Origin of the sequence: Streptomyces sp. NPDC052396 (assembly GCF_044593195.1) — a bacterium.
In the GTDB taxonomy this organism is placed as follows: Bacteria; Actinomycetota; Actinomycetes; order Streptomycetales; family Streptomycetaceae; genus Streptomyces.
In genome coordinates, this window is the sequence record NZ_JBIUAW010000005.1 from 219,918 (window position 1) to 239,962 (window position 20,045).

General features: G+C 71.4%; 13 protein-coding genes and 1 riboswitch. Of the genes, 7 read left to right on the forward strand and 6 right to left on the reverse strand.

Features of this window, described 5'->3' with window-relative positions; translation table 11 throughout:
* Positions 1 to 111: 111 nt before the first annotated feature.
* The 5 genes from ACIHFE_RS14925 to hisC form a co-directional block, all read right to left on the reverse strand.
* A complete protein-coding gene (locus ACIHFE_RS14925) occupies positions 112 to 1,815 on the reverse strand; it encodes a GAF domain-containing protein (protein WP_400106442.1) in 1,704 nt (567 codons plus the stop codon).
* Positions 1,816 to 1,824: 9 nt separating this feature from the next.
* A complete protein-coding gene (gene cydD, locus ACIHFE_RS14930; RefSeq protein WP_400106444.1) occupies positions 1,825 to 5,340 on the reverse strand; it encodes a thiol reductant ABC exporter subunit CydD in 3,516 nt (1,171 codons plus the stop codon).
* Positions 5,341 to 5,350: 10 nt separating this feature from the next.
* Positions 5,351 to 6,394 carry a cytochrome d ubiquinol oxidase subunit II gene (gene cydB / locus ACIHFE_RS14935; protein ID WP_400106446.1) on the reverse strand — a complete coding sequence of 348 codons (1,044 nt, stop codon included), beginning with the start codon at positions 6,392 to 6,394 and terminating at the stop codon, positions 5,351 to 5,353.
* Positions 6,395 to 6,453: 59 nt separating this feature from the next.
* Positions 6,454 to 8,025 carry a cytochrome ubiquinol oxidase subunit I gene (locus ACIHFE_RS14940; RefSeq protein WP_400106448.1) on the reverse strand — a complete coding sequence of 524 codons (1,572 nt, stop codon included), beginning with the start codon at positions 8,023 to 8,025 and terminating at the stop codon, positions 6,454 to 6,456.
* 244 nt (positions 8,026 to 8,269) lie between these two features.
* Positions 8,270 to 9,349: a histidinol-phosphate transaminase gene (hisC, locus tag ACIHFE_RS14945; protein ID WP_400106450.1), complete on the reverse strand. Its 1,080-nt coding sequence runs from the start codon at positions 9,347 to 9,349 to the stop codon at positions 8,270 to 8,272.
* Positions 9,350 to 9,675: 326 nt separating this feature from the next.
* Here hisC and ACIHFE_RS14950 point away from each other — a divergent pair, with 326 nt between their 5' ends.
* From ACIHFE_RS14950 to ACIHFE_RS14965, 4 genes are all read left to right on the forward strand, one after another.
* The gene (locus ACIHFE_RS14950) at positions 9,676 to 10,788 is read left to right on the forward strand and encodes a LacI family DNA-binding transcriptional regulator (protein WP_400106452.1); all 1,113 of its coding nucleotides are present in this window, start codon (positions 9,676 to 9,678) and stop codon (positions 10,786 to 10,788) included.
* A gap of 366 nt (positions 10,789 to 11,154) precedes the next feature.
* Positions 11,155 to 12,303 carry a metallophosphoesterase gene (locus tag ACIHFE_RS14955; RefSeq protein ID WP_400106454.1) on the forward strand — a complete coding sequence of 383 codons (1,149 nt, stop codon included), beginning with the start codon at positions 11,155 to 11,157 and terminating at the stop codon, positions 12,301 to 12,303.
* 181 nt (positions 12,304 to 12,484) lie between these two features.
* Positions 12,485 to 13,336 carry a hypothetical protein gene (locus ACIHFE_RS14960; protein WP_400106456.1) on the forward strand — a complete coding sequence of 284 codons (852 nt, stop codon included), beginning with the start codon at positions 12,485 to 12,487 and terminating at the stop codon, positions 13,334 to 13,336.
* A gap of 130 nt (positions 13,337 to 13,466) precedes the next feature.
* Positions 13,467 to 14,462 (forward strand): Bro-N domain-containing protein, encoded by a 996-nt coding sequence (locus ACIHFE_RS14965; protein ID WP_400107011.1) that lies wholly within the window; start codon positions 13,467 to 13,469, stop codon positions 14,460 to 14,462.
* Positions 14,463 to 14,615: 153 nt separating this feature from the next.
* Here the strand turns inward: ACIHFE_RS14965 and thiC are convergent, their stop codons facing one another.
* A complete protein-coding gene (gene thiC, locus ACIHFE_RS14970) occupies positions 14,616 to 16,421 on the reverse strand; it encodes a phosphomethylpyrimidine synthase ThiC (protein ID WP_400106458.1) in 1,806 nt (601 codons plus the stop codon).
* Positions 16,416 to 16,555: riboswitch (TPP riboswitch) on the reverse strand. Its footprint overlaps the gene before it by 6 nt.
* A 61-nt stretch (positions 16,556 to 16,616) precedes the next feature.
* On the opposite strand from thiC, the gene ACIHFE_RS14975 reads away from it, so the two are divergent.
* The 3 genes from ACIHFE_RS14975 (at position 16,617) to ACIHFE_RS14985 (ending at position 20,027) form a co-directional block, all read left to right on the forward strand.
* Positions 16,617 to 18,014: a YibE/F family protein gene (locus ACIHFE_RS14975; protein WP_400106460.1), complete on the forward strand. Its 1,398-nt coding sequence runs from the start codon at positions 16,617 to 16,619 to the stop codon at positions 18,012 to 18,014.
* Between the two features lie 33 nt (positions 18,015 to 18,047).
* On the forward strand, positions 18,048 to 18,254 hold the full coding sequence (locus tag ACIHFE_RS14980; protein ID WP_400106462.1) for a hypothetical protein: 207 nt from the start codon (positions 18,048 to 18,050) through the stop codon (positions 18,252 to 18,254).
* 144 nt (positions 18,255 to 18,398) lie between these two features.
* Positions 18,399 to 20,027, forward strand: coding sequence for an SPFH domain-containing protein (locus ACIHFE_RS14985; RefSeq protein ID WP_400106464.1), 1,629 nt, complete (start codon positions 18,399 to 18,401; stop codon positions 20,025 to 20,027).
* Positions 20,028 to 20,045: the final 18 nt, after the last annotated feature.

Below are 20,045 nucleotides of genomic sequence, written 5' to 3' on the forward strand. Positions count from 1 at the left end.
GAACGCGATCGTGTCCCGGCCGTCGGCACCCCGCCCGCGCAGAGGACCGTTCGGAGCACACCGGCAGCGCACCCGGGCCGGACACGCCGGCGGGCGGCCACGGCCGGGCGGCTACAGCGGTGCCTCCCACACCACCCGGGTCCCGCCGCCGCCCTCGCCCAGACCGGGCCCATAGGAGCTGGAACCGCCCAGTGACTCGGCCCGTTTGGCCAGATTGCGCAGTCCGCTGCGGCGGCCGCCCGCCGGGATGCCCACCCCGTCGTCGGCCACCGTCAGCCGTACCGCCTCCCGGCCATCCGGCAGCTGGGCCGTGGCGTCCACCACCACCTCGATCCGGGACGCCCGGGCGTGCCGGAAGGCATTGGAGAGCGCCTCGCGCAGCGCCGCGATCAGGTTCTTCCCGGTCCGCTCGCCCACCTTGGCGTCCACCGGGCCGATGAAGTGCGCGGAGGGCTGGAAACCCAGCGGCACCGCCGCGGTGCCGATCTCCCGCAGCACCCGGGTGCGCAGCCCGGCCGGGAGTTCATTGGGCTCCTGCTGGAGCGCGAAGATGGCGGTGCGGATCTCCTGGATGGTCCGGTCCAGCTCGTCCACCGCCCGTCCCACCGTCTGCCGCACCTCCTGGTTCACCGCCCGGCGCTGGGCGCTCTCCAGCACCAGCCCGGTGGCGAACAGCCGCTGAATCACCAGGTCGTGCAGGTCCCGGGCGATGCGGTCGCGGTCCTCGTAGACGGCCAGCCGCTCCCGATCGCGCTGGGCCTCGGCCAGCACCAGGGCCAGCGCGGCCTGGGCGGCGAACTGCCCGGCCAGGGTGCGTTCGGCCGCGGTGTAGGTACGGGCGCCGCGCCGCCGGGGGGTGGCCAGGGCGCCCAGCACCCGGTCCCCGCTCTTCAGCGGCAGCAGCATGCTGGGCCCGAAGCGCCGGGCGGCCGCGCTGTGCATCCGGGGGTCGGTGGCCGCGTCGTCCGCGAACACCGGCTGTCCGGCCAGCAGTTGGGAGACCACCGGGGAGTCGGCGGGCAGCACCGTGCCCAGCAGCCCGCCCTTCTCGACGCCCTCCTCGACGGTCTCCTCGGCGCCCTCCCCGGATGTCTCCTCGCCGTCCGCCACCGCGGCCATCTCCAGGCCGCCCTCCCCGTCCGGCAGCAGCACAATGCCCGCGTCCGCGCCCGCCAGCCGGCGCGCCTGCTCGGCGACCACGGCCAGCGCGTCCTCGGCGTCGCCACCGGAGAGCAGGGCGGTGGTGACGGCCACCGAGCCGTCGATCCAGCGCATCCGCTGCAGGCCCTCCTGGTGCACCCGGGCGTTGCCGATGGCGATGCCCGCCTCGGTGGCCAGGATCCGCACCATATGCAGGTCCGCGACGCCGAACGCGCCGCCGTCCCGCTTCCCGGCGAGATAGAGGTTGCCGAAGGTCTCGCCCGCCACCTGGATGGGCACCGCCAGCAGGTCGCGCCCGGGTGACAGGCCCCGGGAGCGCGGATCGGCGGCCAGCCCGGCCAGCCGGCCCTCCTCCGTGCCGCCCCCGCCGGGGCCGCCATGGGTGATGAAGTCGGCCAGCCCCTCACCGGTTTCGTCCAGTACGCCGATGGCCGCGTAGCCGGCGTGGGCGAGCTCGGCGGCGGTCTCCGCGATACGGTCCAGGGTGGTGTGCAGTTCCAGTCCGGTGCCCACCGACCGCATGGCCTCCAGCAGCTGGGGGATCCGTGCGGTCAGTTCGGTGGACATGCCCTGCAGACTGCGGGTGGCCTCGGTGGCCAGGGCCAGGGAGTCCGCGCGGGAGCGGGGGTCGGGGGGCTGAGCGGTGGCTGCCATACGCCGAGCCTAATAAGCACCTTTTGCCAGGGAAAGCGGTAGATGTTCGCCGGCTGCCTCCCGCGCCAGCATCCGCCGGAACGGGCCGTCCGCCACGGCCAGTTGACCGGGCGCACCGCGCTGCACCACGCGCCCCCCGTCCAGCACGATCACCTCGTCCACCGCCTCCAGGCCGGCCAGCCGGTGGGTGATCAGCACGGTGGTACGGCCCTCGGTGGCCGCCAGCAGATCCGCGGTCAGCGCGTCGGCGGTGGCCAGGTCCAGATGCTCGGCCGGCTCGTCCAGCACCAGCACCGGGAAGCCGGCCAGCAGCGCCCGGGCCAGCGCCAGCCGCTGCCGCTGGCCGCCGGACAGCTGGGCGCCATGCTCGCCGACCATGGTGTCCAGCCCCTGGGGCAGGCCGTCCACCCAGCTCAGCAGCCGGGCCCCGGCCAGCGCCCGGCGCAGCTCGGCCTCCTCGGCGCCGGGGCGGGCCAGCCGCAGGTTCTCCCGCAGCGAGCTGTCGAAGACATGGGCGTCCTGGGCGCACAGCCCCACCAGGCGGCGCACCGCGTCCCCGTCCATGGCGGCCGCCGCCCGGCCCGCCAGGGTGTACGAGCCGGCTTCGGCGTCCAGGAAGCGCAGCAGCACCTGGGCCAGGGTGGTCTTGCCCGCGCCGGAGCGGCCCACCACGGCGATCCGGCGGCCCTCGGTCAGTTCCATGGTGAAGCCGTCCAGGGCGGGGGCCGCGGCGCCCGGGTGGCGGGCGGTCAGCCCGGTCAGCCGCAGCGGGAACGGCGTGGCGGGGGCCGCCCCGGTTCCGTCCCGCACCGGTTCGGGCGCGTCCAGCACCTCGTACACCCGCTGGGCGGAGCGGCGGACACGCTGGCGGTACTGGGCGGCGAGCGGCAGCCCGGCCACCGCCTCGAAGGCGGCCGGCGGGACGAGCACCAGCACCGCCAGCCAGGGCCCGCCCAGCCGGCCCTGGTGCACCGCCGGAACACCCGCCCAGGCCATGGCGGCCATCGTCAGGCCGCAGGCCAGGGCGGTCAGCCCGGCGCCCAGCGCGGTGGCGGCGGACGCCCGGCGCGCGATCCGGGTGAGCGCGCCGTCGGTGTGCCGCAGCCGCGCCAGCCGGCCGGGCAGGGCACCGGCCACCGTCAACTCGGCGGTGCCGGCCAGCAGATCCACCACCTGGTCCGACAACGCGCCGCGCACCGGTGCCAGTTGCCGTTCGGCCCGGCGGGCCACCGCCACCGACAGCACCGGCACCGCGGCTCCGGCCAGCAGCAGGCCGACGGCCAGCGCCACCCCCGCCTCCGGCAGCAGCCAGGCCACCGAGGCCACCGAGGCGGCGCCGACGGCCAGCGCCGCGCCCAGCGGCAGCAGCCAGCGCAGGAAGTAGTCCTGGAGCGCGTCCACATCGGCCACCAGACGGGAGAGCAGGTCCCCGCGGCGGGTGGCGCCCAGCCCGGCCGGGGCCAGGCGCTCCAGCCGCCGGTAGACCGAGACCCGCAGCCCGGCCAGGGCGCGCAGCACGGCGTCATGGGAGACCAGGCGTTCGGCATAGCGGAAGACGGACCGGCTGATGCCAAAGGCACGGGTGGCGGTGACGGCCACCATCAGATAGAGCACCGGGGGCTGCTGGGAGGCCCGGGAGATCAGCCAGCCGGAGGTGGCCATCAGGCCCACCGCACTGCCCAGCGCCAGTGTCCCCAGCAGCAGGGCCAGCGCGAACCGGCCCCGGTAGGGCCTGCCTTGGGCGCGCACCCGGGCCAGCGCGCCGGTGCTCCGCACCCGTGCGCCCGGACCGTGGTGGACCGGCGCCTTGTGGACCGGCGTCTCATCGGCGGACCGGCCCGGCGGCGGGGACGCGTCCACCGGCCGGCTGCCTTCGACGGGCCCGGTCAGGGCCTCCGGACGGCCCAGGTCGATCACCCGGTCCGCCACCGCCAGCAGGGCCGGGCGGTGCACGACCAGCAGCACCGTGCGTCCCTCGGCCAGCCGCCGGACCGCCTCGACGATCTCCGCCTCGGTCTCCCCGTCCAGGTTCGCGGTCGGCTCGTCCAGCAGCAGCACCGGCCGGTCGGCGAGGAACGCCCGGGCCAGGGCGAGGCGTTGGCGCTGTCCGGCGGACAGGCCGGCGCCGTTCTCGCCGAGCCGGGTGTCAGTGCCCTGCGGCAGCATGGAGACAAAGTCCAGCGCCCCGGCCGCCCGCAGCGCCTCGCGCAGCTGTGCGTCGGTGGCGTCCGGCCGGGCCAGCCGTACGTTCTCGGCGACCGTACCGGCGAACAGATACGGCCGTTGCGGCACCCAGGCCACCTGGGACCGCCAGCCATCGGGGGAGAGCGATGCCAGGTCCACACCGTCCACCAGTACCCGTCCGCCGCTCGGCCGGGCCAGGCCCAACAGCACATTCAGCACGGTGGACTTGCCGGTTCCGCTGGCCCCGGTCAGCGCCAGCGTCTCCCCGGGCCGCAGCTCGAAGGAGGTCTCCGGCAGAGACGGTGCGTCCCGTCCGGGGTGGCGCACCACCAGGCGGTCCACCCGCACGGTGGCCCGGCGGGCGTCCGGCGCGGGGCGGTCACCGGACGGCTCCGGCTCCCGCTCCAGCACCGCGAAGACCTGGTCGGCGGCGGCCAGGCCCTCCGCCGCCGCATGGTAACGGGCACCCGCCTCACGCAGCGGAAGGTATGCCTCCGGCGCCAGGACCAGCACCAACAGCCCGGTGTAGAGATCGAGTTCACCGCTCACCAGCCGCATGCCGATGCCCACCGCGACCAGGGCCACCGAGAGGGTGGAGAGCAGTTCCAGGGCGAAGGAGGAGAGGAAGGCGATGCGCAGGGTGCGCAGGGTGGCCCGCCGGTAGTCGGCGGTGATCTGCCGGATGGACTCCGCCTGGGCCTTGGCCCGGCCGAAGACCTTGAGCGTGGGCAGCCCGGCCACCACATCCAGGAAGTGGCCGGACAGCCGGGACAGCAGCCGCCACTGCCGGTCCATCCGGGCCTGCGTGGCCCAGCCGATCAGGGCCATGAACAGCGGGATCAGCGGCAGGGTGAGAACGATGACCAGGGCCGAGAGCCAGTCGGCGGTGACGATACGGGCCAGCACCGCCACCGGCACCACGGCGGCCAGGCCGAGCTGGGGGAGGTAGCGGGCGAAGTAGTCGTCCAGCGCGTCCACACCCCGGGTGGCCAGGGTGGTGAGCTCGCCGGTGTTCACCGCGCCCGGCCCCAGCCGGGTGACCTGCGTCAACAGCCGCATGCGCAGCTGGGACTTGACCGCCGCGCCGGCCCGGTGCGCGGCCAGCTCGGTGAGCCAGGCGACCAGCGCCCGACCCGCCGCCACGGCGGCCAGCAACACCAGCGGGCCGGTGAGTTCGGCGGCGGAGCGGCCGTGCCGGAAGGCGCCGGTGACAATCTCGGCGATCAGCATCGCCTGCGCGATCACCAGTCCGGCCCCGGCCAGCCCCAGCAGCACCGAGGCGGCCAGGAAGAACCGGGTGGCGGAGGCATACCGCAGCAGCCGGGGGTCGACGGGCTTCATGGCACGGGCCTCAGTGCCCGGCGGGGACGCGCTGGGCGCCGGAGGCGTCGGGGGCGTGCTGGGCGGGGATGTGCTGGGTGCCGATCCGCTGCCGGAACACCCAGTAGGTCCAGGCCTGGTAGCCGATCACCACCGGGGTCATCAGGCCCGCCACCCAGGTCATGATCTTCAGGGTGTAGGGGCTGGAGGCCGCGTTGCCGACCGTCAGGCTCCACCGGGGGTCGGTGGTGGACGGCATCACATCGGGGAAGAGGGCCAGGAACAGCATGGCGAAGGCGGCCACCACCACCAGTCCGGAGCAGGTGAACGCCCAGCCCTCCCGGCCCAGTCGGTTGCACACCAGGGCGGCGGCCAGCGCCGCCACCGCCACCCCCAGCGCGGGCAGGCTGCGGCCATTGCCCGACTGGATCTGCGTCCACACCAGGAAGGCCACCCCCAGCACCCCAGCGGCCAGGCCGTACCAGCGCGCCTGGGCGCGGGCCCGGTGCCGGATCTCGCCCACCGTCTTCAGCGCGGCGAACACCGCGCCGTGGAAGGTGAACAGCACCAGGGTGAACAGCCCGCCCAACAGGGCGTACGGGCCCAGCAGATCGAGCACCGAGCCGGTGAAGTTCTTGTCGGGGCCGATCGGTACGCCCCGTACCAGGTTGGCGAAGGCGACGCCCCACAGGAAGGCGGGCAGCAGCGAGCACCAGAAGATGACCTGTTCCCAGTTGCGCTGCCAGCGCTCCTCGGGGCGCTTGTGGCGGTACTCGAAGGCCACACCACGCAGGATCAGGCAGACCAGGATGGCCAGCAGCGGCAGATAGAAGCCGCTGAACAAGGTGGCGTACCAGTCGGGGAAGGCGGCGAAGGTGGCGGCGCCGGCCGTGATCAGCCAGACCTCGTTGGCGTCCCAGACCGGGCCGATGGTGTTGATCAGCACCCGGCGTTCGGTGCGGTCCCGGGCCAGGGTCCTGGTCAGGACGCCGATGCCGAAGTCAAAGCCTTCCAGGAAGAAGTAGCCGGTCCACAGGACCGCTATCAGCAGGTACCAGAAGTCGTGGAGGTGCATAAGGGGTTGTCTCCGTTCCGCCGCGCGCCGGGCCGTTCAGGGTCCGCCGTCAGTACGCGTCAGTACGCGAAGGTCATCGGCTTCTCATCGGCCTCGGCCGCCGCCGCACCCGTGGGCAGCCGCAGCCGGGGGTCCTTCGCCGGGGGCTGTTCGTCGGTATCCGGCCCGGCCTTGGCGTACTTGACCAGCAACCGGACCTCGACCACCGCCAGCACCGCGTACAGCACGGTGAACACGGCCATGGAGGTGATGACTTCGCCCTGGCTCACTCCGGGCGACACCGCCTTGCCGGCCTTCAGCAGGCCATAGACCGCCCAGGGCTGCCGGCCCATCTCGGTGAAGATCCAGCCGAAGGAGTTGGCGATCAGCGGGAAGCCCATGGTGAGGATGCCGATCCGCCAGGACCACTTGGTGAGGAAGGGGCCCATCTCCTTGGTGCGGGTGAGCATCAGCCGGGGCACCTCGTGCTCGCCGGTGCGGAACTCCGGTGCCAGCCACAGCTTTTTGCGGGTGGTCCACAGTCCGATGACACCGGCGACAAAGGAGGTCATCCCGAAGCCGATCATCAGGCGGAAGCCCCAGAAGGTCATAAAGATGCTGGGGATGTAGTCGTCCGGCTTGCCGCCGTAGCGGGCCGCCTCCTGCCGGGCGATGTCATTGATGCCGGGCACCGCCTCGGAGAAGTTGCTGTGCGCCAGGAAGGAGAGCACACCGGGGACCTCGATCTCCACGCTGTTGTGGCCCTTGGAGACATCGCCCACCGCGAACACCGAGAACGGCGCCGGTGACTGGGTGTCCCAGAGCGCCTCGGCGGCGGCCATCTTCATCGGCTGCTGCTCGAACATCACCTTGCCCAGGCTGTCGCCGCTGATCGCGGTGCCCAGTCCGGCGATCACCGCCACCACCAGGCCCAGCCGCAACGAGGCCCGCATGGCGCCCACTTGGTGACGCTGCTTCTCGCCCAGCTCCGCTCCGCGCAGCTGCCGGCGCTTGGCCCGCCAGAGGTGGAGGGAGGCGATGCCGACCACAAAGGCGGCACCGGTGAGGAAGGCCGCGGTGATGGTATGGAAGACCACCACCAGGGTGGTGTTCTGGGTCAGTACCGCCCAGATGTCGGTGAGTTGGGCCTTGCCGGTGGCCGGGTCCACCCGGTAGCCGGTGGGGTGCTGCATCCAGGAGTTGGCGGCCAGGATGAAGTACGAGGAGAGCAGGGTGCCCACCGCGACGATCCAGATGCAGGCGCAGTGGAGCTTCTTGGGCAGCTTGTCCCAGCCGAAGATCCACAGTCCGATGAAGGTGGACTCGAAGAAGAAGGCGAGCAGCGCCTCCATGGCCAGTGGTGCCCCGAAGACATCGCCCACAAAGCGCGAGTAGTCGGACCAGTTCATCCCGAACTGGAACTCCTGCACGATGCCGGTGACCACGCCCATGGCGATATTGATCAGGAAGAGCTTTCCCCAGAACTTCGTGGCGTGGAAGTACTTCTGCTTCCCGGTACGGACCCAGGCCGTCTCCAGCCCGGCGGTGATCGCCGCCAGGCTGATGGTGAGGGGGACGAACAGGAAGTGGTAGACGGTGGTGATGCCGAACTGCCAGCGCGCCAGGGTCTCCGGCGCCAGAGCCAGATTCACTCTGCCCCTCCTTGCCTCGTGCACCGCCGGCGCCACACGCCGACGCTTTTGCCCCGTATGCCCCACTGAAAGCTGGACATAAAGGCGAGCTTGTGAACGCGTTCACATTCACAAGCCATTATGACGCACGGGGTTTCGCCTTGGACAGGGGGGTCCCATCCGGCCCTTGACAAGAGTCCGGACATGGCAATGCCCCGGACCGGGTCCCGGTCCGGGGCATTGCCCAAAGGCGGTCCGCCGGTTGTCAGAGCTCCTTGCGGAACTCCTCGGCCGCCCGCAGGAACAGGTCGTTGGCCTTTACCTCGCCGATGGTCACCCGAACTCCCTCGCCCGGGAACGGCCGCACCACCACACCGGCCCGGTCACAGGCCGCCGCGAAGTCCGCGGCGCGCTCCCCCAGCCGCAGCCAGACAAAGTTGGCCTGGGTGTCCGGCACCGTCCAGCCCTGGCCGGCCAGCGCCTCCACCACCCGGGTGCGCTCGGCCACCAGCGCCTCGACCCGCTCCAGCAGCGCCGTCTCGCTGCGCAGCGAGGCCACCGCGGCGTCCTGGGCGACCTGGCTCACCCCGAAGGGGACGGCGGTCTTGCGCAGCGCGGCCGCCACCGGCTCATGCGCCACCGCGAAGCCCACCCGCAGCCCGGCCAGGCCGTATGCCTTGGAGAAGGTGCGCAGCACACAGACGTTGGGCCGGTCCCGGTAGAGCTCGATCCCGTCCGGGACCTCCTCGTCCCGGATGAACTCGCGGTACGCCTCGTCCAGCACCACCAGCACATCGGAGGGCACCCGGTCCAGGAAGGACTCCAGCTCGGCCCGGCGCACCACGGTGCCGGTGGGGTTGTTGGGGTTGCAGACGAAGATCAGCCGGGTCCGCTCGGTGATCGCGGCCAGCATGGCATCCAGGTCGTGCACATCCCCGGCGGTCAGCGGCACCTGCACCGGGGTGGCCCCGGCGACCCGGGTGATGATCGGGTACGCCTCGAAGGACCGCCAGGCGTAGAGCACCTCGTCACCGGGGCCCGCGGTGGCCTGCACCAGCTGCTGGGCCACGCCCACCGAGCCGGTGCCGGTGGCCAGGTGGGTCAGCGGCACCTTGAAGTGGTCCGCCAGCTCCGCCATCAGCTCCGCGCAGGCCATGTCCGGGTAGCGGTTGAAGGAGCCGGCCGCGGCCAGGGCGCTCTCCAGCACGCCGGGCAGCGGCGGATAGGGGTTCTCGTTGGACGACAGCTTGTAGGCGACCGGGCCCCCGGGGGCGGCCGGCCGGCCCGGCTTATAGGTCGGCACACTGTCCAGCTCAGGGCGCAGCCTGGGAGTCTTCTCGGTCACCGCGGATCCTCCTCGCTTGAATACTGCACACCTTATGAGGATTCCCCCGGACGGCGTCCAGAGCCTGGGCGGCGCATCTTGGTCCGGCGCGCGCCGTGGCGGGCGCCGTGGCGCGCATCGCTCATGAAGGTGAGTTGGGGACTGGGGGAGACCTGGACCAGTCATCAGAGGTGGATATGCCAGGTCCCGACGGCTCATCGCCGGATGGCTCAACTGCCTCTGGTTCCAAGGTCATTGCCGGGTGTTTGTCGTGCAGAAACGTACCTGTCAACAGTGAATTCCCGCGCCCTGCCAATAAGCCACCCGAGCCCTACTATCGGCTCGCCATGACAGCAGCAGGGAAGCATCAGGTGAGCCGCGCGGAGTCGACGCGCAGGGGCGGCCGGCCGGGCCGGGCGGGTATCCGCGATGTGGCCGCCGCCGCCGGGGTGTCGATCACAACCGTGTCCGACGCCCTCAACGGCAAGGGCCGGCTGCCGGACGCCACCCGCCGCCATGTCCGCGAGGTCGCCGACCGGCTGGGCTACCGCCCCTCGGCCGCCGCCCGCACCCTTCGCACGGGCAAGTCCGGGCTGATCGGGCTGACCGTGACCACCTACGGGGATGAACCTTTCACCTTCACCGAGTTCGCCTACTTCGCCGAGATGGCCCGGGCCGCCACCTCGGCGGCGCTGGCCCGGGGCTATGCCCTGGTGATCCTGCCCGCCACCTCCCGGCACGATGTGTGGTCCAACGTGGCCCTGGACGGCACCGTGGTCATCGACCCCTCCGACCATGACCCGGTCGTCTCCGACCTGGTGCGCCAGGGCATCCCGGTGGTCTCCGACGGCCGCCCGGCCGGCACCCTGCCGGTCACCGCCTGGGTGGACAACGACCACGAGGCGGCCGTGCTGGGCATCCTGGACCACCTGGCGGAGGCCGGCGCCCGCCGGATCGGCCTGCTCACCGGCACCACCACCGACACCTACACCCGGCTGTCCACCCACGCCTATCTGCACTGGTGCGAGCGGGTGGGCCAGGATCCGGTCTATGAGCAGTACCCCGCGCACGACCCCCGCGCCGGGGCGGTCGCCGCCGACCGGCTGCTGGCCCGGCCCGACCGGCCGGACGCGGTCTACGGGCTGTTCGACCCCAATGGCACCGATCTGCTGGCCGCCGCCCGCCGCTACGGCCTGCGGGTCCCCGACGACCTGCTGCTGGTGTGCTGCAGCGAGTCCACCGTCTATGCCAACACCGAGCCGCCCATCACCACCCTGTCGCTCAAGCCGCGCCGGATCGGCACCGCCGTGGTGCAGCTGCTGATCGACGCCATCGAGGGGCTGGACTGCGGACGGCCGGTGGAACAGGTCATACCCACCGAGCTGATCGTGCGGACCTCCTCCGAGCGCCGCCCCCCGCGCGCCACGGTCAGCGCCCCGCGCGGCCCCGCCACCACCTGACCACCACCCGGCCACCCCCAATGTCGCCGCACGCCCCTTCCCCGCGCCCTTCGAGCCCCCTCCCGCACCACTCCGTCCCGCTCCGGTCCGCTCCGGTCTCCGGCGTCAACACGGCCGGCCCCGGGTACAGCAAAGCGAGCAGTTCGGCCGGGGGCCGTGACGGCATGACCCGCCACCTCGTTGACCGCCGCGAATGACGCAATTGGGGAGAAATGACCGTCGAACCTCGGTCCGCTCCCCGATTGACGGACCCTGGTGCGTCACAAGCCGCGACGGTCATTCCTATGATGGGCGAACGACACCACGGGCCGCCGGCGACCAGGCAGGGTCCACAAGGTGCACTGCGGCGCGACGGTGGAGGGGTCGATGGCTCAGGGGGCCGAACAGGAACCAGCGGCAAGGGTGGCGGAGGCGGCTACGCCCTACCCCGGGTACGCCGTACCTCCCGTCGCCTCCCCGTACGCCGCCGAGGCCGCCAATCCGTACACCGTCGAATACGCCCGTCCCGTCGCGCACCCGGAATTCCCCGCCATGGATCACCCGACCGTGCCCGCCGAGGGCACCGCCCACCTCGCCGCTTACACCCCGACCGCCCGCGATCTCCCGGTGATCGCCCAGGCCGTCCCCCAGGATGTGCCCACGGTGGAGCTGACCCCGGTGAGCACCCCGCAGACCCAGCCGCTGCCGCCCGGCCCCGGCCCGCTCTTTGTGGTGGGCGACGTCCACGGCTACCTCGATGAACTGCATGAGGCGCTGGCCGCCCAGGGGCTGATCGACGACCAGGGCCACTGGGCCGCGGGCAATGCCCGGCTGTGGTTCCTGGGCGACTTCACCGACCGCGGCCCGGACGGCGTGGGCGTGATCGACCTGGTGATGCGGCTGTCCGCGGAGGCCGCGGCGGCCGGCGGCTACTGCAAGGCTCTGATGGGCAATCACGAACTGCTGCTCATCGGCGCCAAGCGGTTCGCCGACACACCGGTCAACTCCGGCGCCGGCACCGCCTCCTTCCAGGCGGCCTGGCTGCTCAACGGCGGCCAGCGCACCGACATGGAGCGCCTGGAGGACCACCACCTGCAGTGGATGTCCCGGCTGGACGCCATGGCGGAGGAGGACGGGCACCTGCTGGTGCACTCCGACACCACGGCCTACCTGGACTACGGCGACTCCATCGAGGAGGTCAACGACGCGATCACCGTTGCCCTGCAGCGCAATGACCCGGACGAAGTCTGGGATCTGTTCCGCAAGTTCACCAAGCGGTTCGCCTTCCGGGACGAGTCCGGCAGCCAGGCCGCCCGCGAACTCCTGGACACCTATGGCGGCAGCCGGGTGGTGCACGGCCACAGCCCCATCCCCTATCTGCTGGGCGAGGTCGGCGCCGAGGACGAGGACGGCGAGGAGGGCGCGCCGGTGGTCAGCGGTCCGCATCTGTACGCGGACGGGCTGGCGCTGGCGATGGACGGCGGGGTCACCATGGCCGGAAAACTGCTGGTCGTGCAACTTCCCCTGGCCGGCTGAGGATTCACGCCGGGTAACGACGGGCAAGTACGGAGTTCCACCGGCATGGGCTAATTCGCAAAACGCACTGTCACCCCATGCCGGTGCGGCTCTACCATCGGCTTATCCGTAGCAGGCTCTCCTCCGTTTCCGCCCACCGTCCGGTACCAGCCGGCTACTAGGCCCTACGGAGCATCGGGGGATGCACATGAACAGCGCTCCGCATCTGCTGGCCGAGGACCGCCCGGAGTTCGAGCGGGCCCTGGACCAGGCGTTGCGTTCAGCGGACCGAGACCCGGAAATCAGCGCACTGATCGCCGCCGTGGGACAGCGGCTCAACACCGAACAACTGCGCACCATGGCGCTGGGCGCCATGGCCGCCATCTCGGCGTGCGCGATGGCGGAATACCGCACCTATGTCAGAGCGCGTGAGGAACAGCGCAGCCACAGCACGGCCGTTCAGCCCCAGCCCGTCGTCGCCGGCGGGTCCGCCCGGGGCGCGGACGGCGAACGGACGTCCGGCACCGCCGACTCCCCGGCGGCCGCCGCCGAGGGTGCGGGCGCCGGTGCGGTGCTCGCCGTACTGGCCCCGGTGCTGGCGGGGATCGCCGCGCTCCTCTTCCTGGTCATCGGGTATGTGCTGCGGCTGACCGCGGCCCATGACTCGGTGGGCGGCCCCATGGTCACCGTGGGCTGGTGGTTCGCCGGCCTGACCGCCGCCAGCGCGCTGGTCGCCATGGCCGCGCTGCTGATCACCGCGCTGCGCAATGGCAGCGGTGCGGGTCCGGGCGCGGGCGCGGAGGGCCGTGGCCACCATCGGCCGACCGAGGTCGATCTGGCCCGGGATGCCTGGCGCGAGGCCCTGCTGGAGCGCGGCATCCTGCCGTTCCTCCGGGAGGCCCTGGCGAACGCCCCGTCCTCGAACGGCGGTTCCCACGTCCCGCGACCGCGCGAGAGCAATGGGCGTACGCCGCACCTGGGTTACTCGCGGCCCGGTTTCACCAGCCCGGATTTCGGGGGCGGGTCGTCGTCTTCGGAGGAACGGCGGGAGTGAGGGGCCCGCTTCTCCATTCGAGCACCTTGCTCGCACAGCGGAAGTCGATCGATCCGCCCCGATTGAGGGAACTTCCGTTTATACGGCGGTAGTCGGGGTTTCTGCCTGCTTACGGTCCGGTGTGGAGGTGATGCTCACCATGAGCACGAGACAATCCCCACCGGACCGGACGGCGGGCAGGCAAGAGGCCATTGACGTCGGTGACTTCGTGTATGCGGCGACGGGGGCGCGGATTCGACGGATCACTCTGCCGAACGGAGAGCACTGGTTCCCTGCGGTGGATGTGTGCAAGGAACTGGGCTACACAACCACACGCAAGGCCCTGCTCGATCATGTCCCAGAGGAGCGCCGAGAGTTTCTCGAGACAGTGACTGGAAGTCACTCTCTCAGCGTTCCCGCAGGCAGGGAGTGGCGCCGAGACTTGCAGATGGTCGACTTGCAGGGTCTCATCCTGCTCGTCAACGGGTCCACCAAGCCCTCGTGCCAGCCCTTCAAGCAGTGGGTGGCAAAGGTCATCCGCATGGTTCAACAAGACGGCTCGTACTCCCTGGACAGGGCCGAAGCACAACCGTCGGCGGCCACGACATATACCGTGCCGGTGGAGATTGCCGAGGCGATCGTAAGGCTGGAAGAGAGCAACCTCCGGCTGGCCGAAGAGCTTTCGGCCGCGCAACGGGAGACCGGGCGGTCCCAGCGCGAAGTGGTCGAGGGCATCCGGGAACTCAGCACCGTGCAACAGGGCACCAATGACGCCCTGATGCGATTCATGTCCGAACTGTCTTCACAGTTCGACCGGCTGGCCGACCGCATGAGCGAGATCGTCGACCGTCCGCCGTCGGCCCGGGAACGGGCCCCCGCCCGTCCCCGGGTAACGGCCGAGTCCGTGATCAACGGCTGGCGGGACCGCAATCTGGCGGTCACCAATGACATCTGGGCGGTGGCCGCCTACATCCTCCCGGCACTCATCGAATCCGGCGAGTGCGCCCACCGGTTGGACGCCATCGCGGTGCGCACCGGGCTCACCGTCTCACGCGTCCATGACGCGCTGCGCATGATGCTGAAGCGCGGTTGCATCCGGCAGACCGGGACGCTGGGCGACGGTACGCCCGTCTACGCGCTCAAGTAGACGGGCGAAAGCGGGGCCCGAAGTCGCAACCGAAACTTGCGGCTTCGGGCCCGCTCGGACTGTACCGGGTGACGCTCTCCCTACCAGGGCGAACGCCGAGACCGTACCGTCCAGTGACGGTCTCGGGATACGCATGCTGCGGAACTTCAGCAGTCAGTCCGCCAGTGGCAGGTAGACCCGGTTGCCCTGGGCCGCGAACTCCTCGGACTTGGCGGCCATGCCCGCCAGGGCCTCGGCGTCGTAGCCGTTCGCGACGGCCGTCGAGCCGTCCCCGTGCTCATCGCGGATCTGCTGACTGATCTTCATCGAGCAGAACTTGGGCCCGCACATCGAGCAGAAGTGCGCGGTCTTCGCCGGCTCCGCCGGCAGGGTCTCGTCGTGGAAGGCGCGGGCCGTGTCGGGGTCCAGGGCCAGGTTGAACTGGTCCTCCCAGCGGAACTCGAACCGGGCGTCGGAGAGGGCGTCGTCCCAGACCTGGGCGTCGGGGTGGCCCTTGGCCAGGTCGGCCGCATGGGCGGCGATCTTGTAGGTGATCACACCGGTCTTGACGTCATCCCGGTCCGGCAGGCCCAGGTGCTCCTTGGGCGTGACGTAGCAGAGCATCGCCGTGCCCCACCAGGCGATCATCGCGGCGCCGATGCCCGAGGTGATGTGGTCGTAGGCGGGCGCCACATCGGTGGTCAGCGGGCCGAGGGTGTAGAACGGCGCCTCCTCGCAGATCTCCTGCTGGAGGTCGATGTTCTCCTTGATCTTGTGCATCGGGACATGGCCCGGGCCCTCGATCATGGTCTGCACATGGTGCCGCTTGGCGATGGAGTTGAGCTCGCCGAGGGTCTTCAGCTCGGCGAACTGCGCCTCGTCGTTGGCGTCCGCGATGGAGCCGGGGCGCAGGCCGTCGCCCAGCGAGAAGGTGACGTCGTAGGCGGCGAGGATCTCGCAGAGTTCCTCGAAGTTCTCGTAGAGGAAGGACTCCTTGTGGTGGGCCAGGCACCAGGCCGCCATGATGGAGCCACCGCGCGAGACGATGCCGGTCTTGCGGCGGGCGGTGAGCGGGACATAGCGCAGCAGCACGCCCGCGTGGACGGTCATATAGTCCACGCCCTGCTCGGCCTGCTCGATGACGGTGTCCTTGTAGATCTCCCAGGTCAGGTCCTCGGCCTTGCCGTCGACCTTCTCCAGTGCCTGGTAGAGCGGCACGGTGCCGATGGGGACAGGGGAGTTGCGCAGCACCCACTCGCGGGTGGTGTGGATATTGCGGCCGGTGGAGAGGTCCATCACCGTGTCGGCGCCCCAGCGGGTGGCCCAGGTCATCTTCTCCACCTCCTCCTCGATGGAGGAAGTGACCGCCGAGTTGCCGATGTTGGCGTTGACCTTCACCAGGAACTTCTTGCCGATGATCATCGGCTCGATCTCGGGGTGGTTGACGTTGGCCGGCAGCACGGCCCGGCCCGCGGCGATCTCCTCGCGGACGACCTCCGGCGAGACGTTCTCGCGCAGCGCCACATATTCCATCTCGGCGGTGATCTCGCCGCGCCGGGCGTAGGCGAGCTGGGTCACCGCGGCGCCGTCCCGGCCGCGGCGCGGCTGGCGGGGGCGGCCGGGGAAGACCGCGTCCAGATTGCGCAGTCCGCCGCGCGGCGAGGTGTGCTTGATGCCGTCGTCCTCGGGGCGGACGGGGCGTCCGGAGTACTCCTCGGTGTCGCCCCGGGCGATGATCCAGTTCTCGCGGAGCGGGGTCAGCCCGCGCCGTACATCGGTCTCCACGGCGGGGTCGGTGTAGGGGCCGGAGGTGTCGTACAGCCGGACGTCCTGTCCATTGCTGAGGTGCACCCGGCGCACCGGGACCCTGAGGTCCGGCCGTGAGCCGGTGAGGTAGTCCTTGTGCCAGCCGATCCGCTCGGCGGAACCGCTGGTCTGGGTGGACGTGGTGGCAGACGTGTGCGCGTCCTGCGTGGCCATAAGACCGTAACTCCCTACGCCGGCATTACCCGGTAACAGGTTCGGCGGTCGACGCAGCGGCTTCCGTACGAGTTCTTCGGTACGGAGGTCAGCGCCCTCTCAGCCCGGTGCTCCGAGCTCCCGCGATTGCAAAGGTGGCACAACGCTAGCGCCTTCCCCGGCGACACGGCCAGTGGGCCTTGGCATGATGCGGCGGTGACCAGCACCGACCCCGTGCCTCGCGCGCCCCAGCCACCGGCGCACGCTCCCGCGCACGCCCACGACCGCTCCCCCGGGCACGCCCATGGCCATGCCCATGGCCACTCCCATGCGCATGCGCATGGCCCGGCCGCCCCGGTCTCCACGCATCTGCGCAAGGTGATCGCCGCGGTGCTGATCCCCTTCGCGGTCGCGGTGGTGACGGGGCTGGTGGTGCTGTGGCCGGGGGGCGCGCCGCCGCATCAGCACTCCGGGGTGGGCCTGGACCAGCAGACGCGCGCGGGGCGCGTGGTGAGCGTGCAGCGCGCCGACTGCGCCGCGCTGGGCGCCCAGCCCGCCGCGCCCCCGCCGTCGGGTCCGGGACAGAACGGGCAGAACGCACCGGTCCAGGGGCCCTGCGAGAAGACCACCGTGGAGGTGGCCTCGGGGCCGGATCAGGGGCGCACCTTCACCGAGATCGTGCAGCCGAGTGCCTCCCGGCACTACACCACCGGGCAGAAGGTGGTGCTGGCCTACGCCCCCAAGGCCCCGGAGAACCTTCGCTATTCGGTGATGGATGTGGACCGCAAGCTGCCCATGGGCCTGCTGGCCGGGGTGTTCGCGCTGGCGGTGGTGGCCATCGGCCGGCTGCGCGGGGTGTTCGCCCTGGTGGCGCTGGTGCTCAGCTTCGGGCTGCTGACGATGTTCATCCTGCCGGCCATCCTGCAGGGTTCGGATCCGCTGCTGGTGGCGGTGATCGGCGGCAGCGCCATCATGCTGATGGCGCTCTATATGTGCCATGGCCTCAACGCCCGTACCTCGGTGGCGGTGCTGGGCACGCTGAGCTCGCTGATGGTGATCGGGCTGCTGGGTTCGCTGTTTATCGGCTGGGCGCATCTGACCGGGGACACCGATGACCAGACCGGTCTGGTGCACACCCTCTATCCGCATATCGAGATCCGGGGACTGCTGCTGGCGGGGATCATCATCGGGTCGCTGGGGGTGCTGGACGATGTGACGGTGACCCAGACCTCCGCGGTGTGGGAGCTGAAGGAGGCGGATCCGTCCGCGAGTTGGCGCAAACTGTACGGTTCCGCGATGCGCATCGGGCGCGATCACATCGCCTCGGTGGTCAACACTCTGGTGATGGCCTACGCGGGGGCCTCGTTGCCGCTGCTGCTGCTGTTCTCGATCGCGGACAGCGGGGTGAGCACGGTGGCGACCAGCGAGGTGGTGGCGGAGGAAATTGTCCGCACCCTGGTCGGCAGCATCGGGCTGGTGCTGTCGGTGCCGGTGACCACCGCGCTGGCGGCGCTGGTTGTCAGTGCCGATCGCCACACTGTGAGTACCGGGCGGCATCCCGGGGCAAGGGGCAGGGCAAGAGCCAGGGGCGGGCGCCGGCGACGAGCCGGCTGACCGCCGCTGAGGTCGGGGAACGGGGGATCACCGGTGATCGGTGAACTGGGCAGAGTCACCGGGACGGTGGGTCCCGGGCTGGTGGGCGAGGTGATCGTCCGGGTGCGGGGCGGCGCGGAGGCGTTCCTGGCGTATCCGGCGGAGCCCGGCGCCCGCCTGGAGCGGGGCACGGTGGTGATGGTCGTGGAGTACCAGCCGCCGCGCACGGTCTATGTGACCGCCGCCTACGACGGCGGATGACCGGCCCACGACGGCGGTCAGGGCCGGCCGCGGTGGCGGCCGGCCGGCCCATGCCCCGTTGGCCCGGCGGCAATTGATCAACACCAAGCCCTGGGCAAACGGCGCCAAGGGCGTCAAGGGCGTATGGCAGAGGGGGGTTCAACCGTGTTCATCGGAGTCATCGCGGGGGTCGTGGTCGTCGCGGCCGCGGTGCTGATCGGCCTGTTCAAGCTGATGTGGCGGGTGGCGGAGCCCAATGAGGCGCTGGTCATCTCCGGTTCCAAGCACCGCACCGAGGGCCTGGGCGAGGGCATGGGCTTCCGGATCGTCACCGGTCGCGGCACCCTGGTGCTGCCCGGGGTACAGGCGGTGCGCAAGCTGTCGCTGGACCTCAACGAGGCGGATCTCCATGTGGATTGCGTGACAAAGCAGGGCATTCCGCTGAAGGTCCATGGCGTGGTGATATTCAAGGTCGGCGACGATCTGGTGTCGATCGCCAATGCCGCCCGCCGCTTCCTGGACCAGCAGAAGGTGATGGCCGACCGGGTGCACAACGTCTTCGCCGGTCATCTGCGGTCCATCGTCGGCGGTCTCACCGTGGAGGACATGATCCGGGACCGGGAGCGGCTGACCGGGGAGACCCGGGCGGCCTCCGGCACCGAGATGGAGAAGCTGGGCCTGATCATCGACTCGCTGCAGATCCATGAGATCCAGGACCCCACCGGCTACATCAAGAACCTTTCCGCGCCGCATGCGGCGGCGGTGCAGCGGGATGCCCGGATCGCGCAGGCGGAGGCGGACCGGCTGGCCACCGAGGCGGAGCAGCAGGCGGCGGCCCGGATGGCCCAGGCCAAGCGGGACAGCGAGATCCTCCAGGCCGGTTACCAGGCCGAGCGGGACAGCGCGGCGGCCAAGGCCCGGCAGGCCGGGCCGCTGGCGGAGGCGGCGGCCCGCCAGGAGGTGGTGGTCCAGGAGACCCGGGTGGCGGAGCTGGCGGCGCACCGCAAGGAGCAGCAGCTGCAGGCGGAGGTGCGCAAGCCGGCCGACGCGGCGGCCTATGAGAAGCGGACGCTGGCCGAGGCCGAGCGGGACGCCCGGATCTCGGCCGCCCAGGCCAACGCCCGGGAGACCGAGCTGGCGGCCGCCGCCGAGGCGACCCGGGTGAAGGCGGCGGCGGCCGCCGAGGCGGAGGCCACCAAGGCGCGCGGCACGGCGGCCGCCGAGGCCACCCGGGCCACCGGTGAGGCCGAGGCCGCGGCGGCGCGGGCGCAGGGTCTGGCGGCCGCCGAGGCGGCCCGGGCCAAGGGTCTGGCGGAGGCCGAGGCCATCAAGGCCCGGGCGCTGGCGCTGGCGGAGAACCAGGAAGCGGTGGTGGCCCAGCAACTGGCCGAGAACTGGCCGGAGATCGTCCGGGCCGGGGCCGAAGCGTTTGGCAGTGTCGACCATATGGTGCTGCTCAATGGCGCGGACGGGGTGTCCGAGCTGCTGGCGAAGGCGCTGACCATGGGGGGTACGGGGCTGGGGCTGGCCCGCCAACTGCTGGCGTCCATGGGCCCGAGCGGCGGACCGGGTACGGGGAACGGAGCGGGTTCGGCGCTCGTCGGCGCCCGGGGTGCCGGGGGCTCGGCCGAGGAGGCCGGGGCTTCGGTGGTGGACGGGCTCGTCCCCCCGGCACACACCGCGGTGGCGGAGGAGTCCGGGGCGGCCGGGCAGCGGGGTGCGGCCCCGCGTACCGAGCGGGTGCCGATCGAGGCGGAGCCCGCCGTGGAGGGCGGTGCCGCGCGGGAGGGTTAGGCCGTGTCCGGCGGGTGC